The organism is Streptomyces alkaliphilus, from assembly GCF_014141535.1.
GTDB classification, from domain to species: domain Bacteria; phylum Actinomycetota; class Actinomycetes; order Streptomycetales; family Streptomycetaceae; genus Streptomyces; species Streptomyces alkaliphilus.
Genome location: NZ_VKHT01000293.1, coordinates 1 through 5,391 on the forward strand (window position 1 = coordinate 1; position 5,391 = coordinate 5,391).

The window sequence follows — 5,391 nt, forward strand, 5'->3', positions numbered from 1 at the left end:
CTACACTGGCCGCCTCGGCGGCAGCGTAAGATGTGTATAAGAGCCAGGCCCTCCACCGCCCCGCGCCCGCCGATCGTGAGCCGCGCCCAGTGGGGCGCCGACGAGGCGGCGACCCCGCTGGAGGCCATCTACCTGCCGGACCCGGTGGTCAAGGCGGTGGTCGTGCACCACACCGCCGAGTCCAACGCCTACACCTGCGAGAACTCCGCCGCCGTGGTCCGGGGCATCTTCACCTACCACGTGAGGACCCTGGGCTGGCGCGACATCGGCTACAATTTCCTGGTCGACAAGTGCGGCACCATCCACGAGGGCCGCAAGGGCGGCGTGGACCGCCCGGTGTACGGGGCGCACGCCTACGGCTTCAACGACCAGACCACCGGCATCGCCGTCCTGGGCACCTACACCGACACCGCCGCGCCCACCGCCGTGCTCAACTCGGTGGCCCGGCTGTCGGCCTGGAAGCTCGGCCAGTACGGCGCCGACCCCACCGGCACGGTCGGCCTGGTCGCCGGCGCCGACGGCGTCAACCTCGCCGGGCAGCGCTGGAGCAAGGGCGCCGTGCGCACCCTGCCCCGCATCCACGGCCACCGTGACGGCTACAACACCCTGTGCCCGGGGGACCGGCTGTACGGGCAGTTGGCCACCATCCGCACCCTCGCCGGCGGGACGCCCAGCGCTCTCGGGCTGAACGGCGTCACCGGTACCACCGCCGTGGGCACCACCCACTACACGAGGAACTCCGCCACCATCGCCTGGAAGACCGGGACCCCCAGCCAACTGCTGACCCGCTTCGAGGTGCTGGTGGACGGGAAGGTCGCCGTCACCACGGCCGGCGACGCCCGCTCGGCCGCCGTCACCCTGACCCCCGGCACCCGCCAGGTCTCGGTGCGCGGCGTGCACCTGTCCGGGCGCACGGCCACCACCCCGGCCGTCACCGTCGTCGCCGACACCACGGCACCGACCTTCACCACCGCGCCGCGCCTGGCACTGCGTGCCGGCACGGTCAACACCGACGCGGTCCCCGTGCGGCTCACGTGGAAGGCGGCCGACGAGACCCGTCTCCAGTGGGTGCGGCTGCTTTCGCCGGTGGCGAGGTCCTACTCCGCGACCACGACCTCGGCCGACCTGACGGCGAAGTCCGGCTCCGCCTCCACCTGGCAGGTCCGGGCCCTGGACACCGCCGGGAACCAGCGCACGGTCTCCCCGTCGTTCACGCCGGTGATCCTCCAGGAGACGGCCGCCAAGCGAACCGGCACCTGGACCACCCGTTCCGACTCCCGCTACCTGGGCGGCAAGTCCCTCGCCTCGGGGACGAAGAACTCCTCGCTCACCTGGACCTTCACCGGCCGTTCGGCGGCGCTGGTGGTCTCCCGGGCCTCCGGTTCGGGGCAGGTGCGGGTGTACGTGGACGGCAAGCTCGCCAAGACGGTGGACCTGAAGTCCTCCACCGTCCGCTACCGTGACGCGATCTGGACGCAGAGCTGGACGAACAACGCCAAGCACACGGTGCGGATCGAGGTCGTCGGCACCTCGGGCCGGCCCACCATCACCGTGGACGCACTGACGTACGTCAAGTGATCGGGGCCGGCGGGCCGGATGAGCGGTCCGGGAACGACCGGGGGCCGGGTGCGTCGGCCTCAGGCCTCGGTGGTCTCTTCCCCACCGTTGGCGGAGGGCTCCTCGGCCTGGGCGGAGAGGATCTGGATGATGGTCTCCTCGCCGTCGATGGTCAGGACGGTGCCCTTGGGCAGCTTCACGTCCTTGGCGAGGATCTGGTCGCCGGCGGACAGACCCTGGACGGAGACGGTCACGCTCTCCGGCAGGTGGGTGGCCTCGGCCTCCACGCTCAGGGTGTTGTGGACGTGCTCGACCAGGAACTGGCCGGGGGCCAGGTCGCCCTCGGTGTGGATCGGGATCTCGACGGAGACCCGCTCGCCCTTCTTGACGACCAGCAGGTCCACGTGGACCAGGTTGGGGCGCAGCACCTCGCGCTGCACGGCCTTGGGGATCACCAGCTCCTCGCGGCCCTCGATGTCCAGGGTGATCAGGACGTTCGAGTTCTTCAGGGCCATCATCAGGTCGTAGCCCGGCAGGGTGACGTGCACCGGGTCGCCGCCGTGGCCGTAGATGACGGCGGGCACCCGGTTGGTGCGGCGGACGCGGCGGGACGCGCCCTTGCCGAACTCGCGGCGGATCTCGGCGCTGATCTTGACGTCGCTCATGGCGGCGCTCCTCGTGGGTCGGATCGCGTGCGCGATCGCGGGATGCGGTCTCTCCGGTCGGTCCCGGGGGCCCCGGCCGGGGTGTCACCCGGCCCCAACGGGCCTGCCGCACACCGCGCGCGGTCCGGCGGCCGGGGCCGCGCGGATCACCGCGATGAGGAGCGCGTCGATAACGGACAGCCGCCCGCCCGGTGCCGGTCCCGCGGATCGGCCCGAAGCGCGCACGGCCTCCCTCGCCGAGCAACGCGCACAGCGTACCCGGCGGGGAGACCGTGGTCGAAATCGGACGGTGCCGGCCCCGTTCCTCCGGGGCCGGCACCGCCGGGGGATCAGGCGTCGCCCTCGAAGAGGCTGGTGACCGAGCCGTCCTCGAAGACCTCGCGGATCGCGCGGGCGATCGTGGGGGCCAGCGAGACGACGGTGACCTTGTCCAGGGACATCTCGCCGGGAGTGGGCAGCGAGTTGGTGAAGACGAACTCGCTGACCTTGGAGTTCTTCAGGCGGTCCGGGGCCGGCTCGGAGAGGATGCCGTGGGTGGCGGTGACGATCACGTCGGCCGCCCCGTTGGCGAACAGGGCGTCGGCCGCCGCGCAGATCGTGCCACCGGTGTCGATCATGTCGTCCACCAGCACGCACACCCGGTCGCGGACGTCACCGACGACCTCGTGCACCGACACCTGGTTGGCCACGTCCGGGTCGCGCCGCTTGTGCACGATGGCCAGGGGGGCGCCCAGCCGGTCGCACCAGCGGTCCGCCACCCGCACCCGACCGGCGTCGGGGGAGACGACGGTCAGCTTGTCGCGGTCCACCCGGCCCCCGATGTACTGGGTGAGCAGCGGCAGGGCGAACAGGTGGTCGACCGGGCCGTCGAAGTACCCCTGCACCTGGTCGGCGTGCAGGTCCACGCTCAGGATCCGGTCGGCGCCGGCGGTCTTGAGCAGGTCGGCCATCAGCCGGGCGGAGATGGGCTCCCGGCCCCGGTGCTTCTTGTCCTGGCGGGCGTAGCCGTAGAACGGGATCACGACCGAGATGCTGCGGGCCGAGGCCCGCTTCATCGCGTCGATCATGATCAGCTGTTCCATGATCCACTTGTTGATGGGGGTGGTGTGGCTCTGGATCAGGAAGCAGTCCGCGCCGCGGACCGATTCCTGGTACCGGACGTAGATCTCCCCGTTGGCGAAGTCCCGGGCCGTGGTCGGGACCAGTCCCACGCCCAGCTCGGCGGCGACCTCCTTGGCCAGCTCGGGGTGGGCGCGGCCGGAGAAGAGCATCATCTTCTTCTCACCGGTCGTCTTGATCCCGGTCACAGCAGATCTCCTTGGGTGATCGACGGTCGCTTGGGAATCGTCGGAAAGGCCCCGGACGGCCGTCTTTCGGCCACCCCGTGCGGGACCCCTCTTACGGTACGCCCCGGGCCGGCACCCCGTGCACCCGTCGGGCTTCCCAGAACCTCTCCGTTATCCCGTCACCCCGGCGTCACCGGAGGGCCCCTCGCCGGCCGCCTCGGCCGCCTTGGCGGCGGCGCTGCCGGGCCGCTTGCGGGCCACCCAGCCCTCGATGTTGCGCTGCTGTCCGCGGGCGACGGCCAACGAACCGGGCGGTACGTCACGGGTGATGACGGAGCCCGCGGCGGTGTAGGCGCCGTCCCCGATGGTCACCGGTGCCACGAACATGTTGTCCGAGCCGGTGCGGCAGTGCGAGCCGATGGTGGTGTGGTGCTTGTGCTGCCCGTCGTAGTTCACGAAGACGCTGGCCGCGCCGATGTTGGTGTGGTCGCCGATCGTGGCGTCCCCCACATATGTGAGATGCGGCACCTTGGTGCCCTCGCCCACGGTGGCGTTCTTGGTCTCCACGTAGGTGCCGATCTTCGCCGAGGCCCCCAGCCGGGTGCCCGGTCGCAGGTAGGCGTAGGGGCCGACGGTGGCGTCCCCGCCGATCTCCGCACCCACCGAGACGGTGTTGAGCACGGTCGCGCCCGGCCCGACGACGGTGTCGGTGAGGGTGGTGTGCGGGCCGACCTCGGCGCCGGCGCCGATCCGGGTGGCACCGCGCAGCTGGGTGCCCGGGTGGATCACGGCGTCCGGCTCGAATCCCACCGTCACGTCCACCCACACCGAGGCCGGATCCACGACGGTGACGCCGGCGAGCATGGCCCGCTCCAGCAGTCGGTCGTTGAGCATCCGCCGGGCGGCGGCGAGCTGCACGCGGTTGTTGATGCCGGAGATCTCCCGGTGGTCGGCGGCGCGGCAGGCGCCCACCCGGCGGCCCTCGGCGCGCAGGATGCCGAGCACGTCGGTGAGGTACTCCTCGCCCTGGCTGTTGTCGGTGGTGAGCCTCGCCAGGGCATCGGCGAGCGCCTCGGCGTCGAAGGCGAAGACACCGGAGTTGATCTCCCGGATCGCGCGCACCGCCTCGTCGGCGTCCTTGTGCTCGACGATCGCGGTCACCGAGCCGTCCTCCGCGCGCACGATCCGCCCGTAGCCGGTCGCGTCCGGCACCTCGGCGGTCAGCACGGTCACGGCGTTGCCCGCGTCGGCGTGCTCGGCGGCGAGCGAGGCGAGGGTCTCCCCGGTCAGCAGCGGGGTGTCACCGCAGGTCACCAGCACGGTGCCGGTGGGGGCGCCGCCCCGGGCGGTCAGCTCCTCCAGCGCCCGGCGCACGGCGTGGCCGGTACCCCGCTGCTCCTCCTGCACGGCGGTCAGCACGTCCGGGTCGAGGCCGGCGAGGTGCTCGGTCACCCGCTCGCGGGCGTGCCCCACGACCACGACCAGCCGCCCGGGGTCGGTGTGCCGGGCGGAGGCGACGACGTGGCCGAGGAGCGAGCGCCCGCAGATCTCGTGCAGGACCTTGGGCGTCGCGGACTTCATGCGGGTCCCCTCACCGGCGGCGAGGACGATGACGGCGGCCGGGCGCGTGGAGCTCAACTGATCGGGCCCTTCGTGCGGTGGTGCGTGGATGCGGACGGGACTTCGCACCCTACTCCCCGGGGGACGGGACGGTGTTCAGCCCGGCCGCCGGGACGTTCCCCGGCCGGCGGGGGCGCGGTCACCGGGACGCCGACCGGTGGCCCGGGGCTGCCCGGTACGTGTGTCGGGGCGCCGGGGCCCGGTGTCGCCGTCGCGGGGAGTCGGGGCGGGAGCCCTCTCCGCCGATTCCCCGGCCTCGGCGG

General features: G+C 72.4%; 4 protein-coding genes. 1 reads left to right on the forward strand and 3 read right to left on the reverse strand.

The annotated features are described in order from the left end of the window. Positions 1-1,578 (forward strand): N-acetylmuramoyl-L-alanine amidase (locus FNQ90_RS11475; protein WP_182606278.1); only part of this gene is annotated, 1,578 nt, incomplete at its 5' end. Between the two features lie 59 nt (positions 1,579-1,637). On the opposite strand, the gene FNQ90_RS11480 is transcribed toward FNQ90_RS11475, so the two are convergent. The 3 genes from FNQ90_RS11480 to glmU all read right to left on the reverse strand — a co-directional run bounded on the left by FNQ90_RS11480 (position 1,638) and on the right by glmU (position 5,146). After that, positions 1,638-2,222, reverse strand: coding sequence for a 50S ribosomal protein L25/general stress protein Ctc (locus FNQ90_RS11480; protein ID WP_182606279.1), 585 nt, complete (start codon positions 2,220-2,222; stop codon positions 1,638-1,640). A 329-nt stretch (positions 2,223-2,551) separates the two neighbouring features. Continuing rightward, complete coding sequence (locus FNQ90_RS11485) at positions 2,552-3,529, reverse strand: ribose-phosphate diphosphokinase (protein ID WP_143618270.1); 978 nt, start codon at positions 3,527-3,529, stop codon at positions 2,552-2,554. A 150-nt stretch (positions 3,530-3,679) separates the two neighbouring features. Continuing rightward, complete coding sequence (gene glmU / locus FNQ90_RS11490; protein ID WP_182606280.1) at positions 3,680-5,146, reverse strand: bifunctional UDP-N-acetylglucosamine diphosphorylase/glucosamine-1-phosphate N-acetyltransferase GlmU; 1,467 nt, start codon at positions 5,144-5,146, stop codon at positions 3,680-3,682. Positions 5,147-5,391 lie beyond the last annotated feature (245 nt).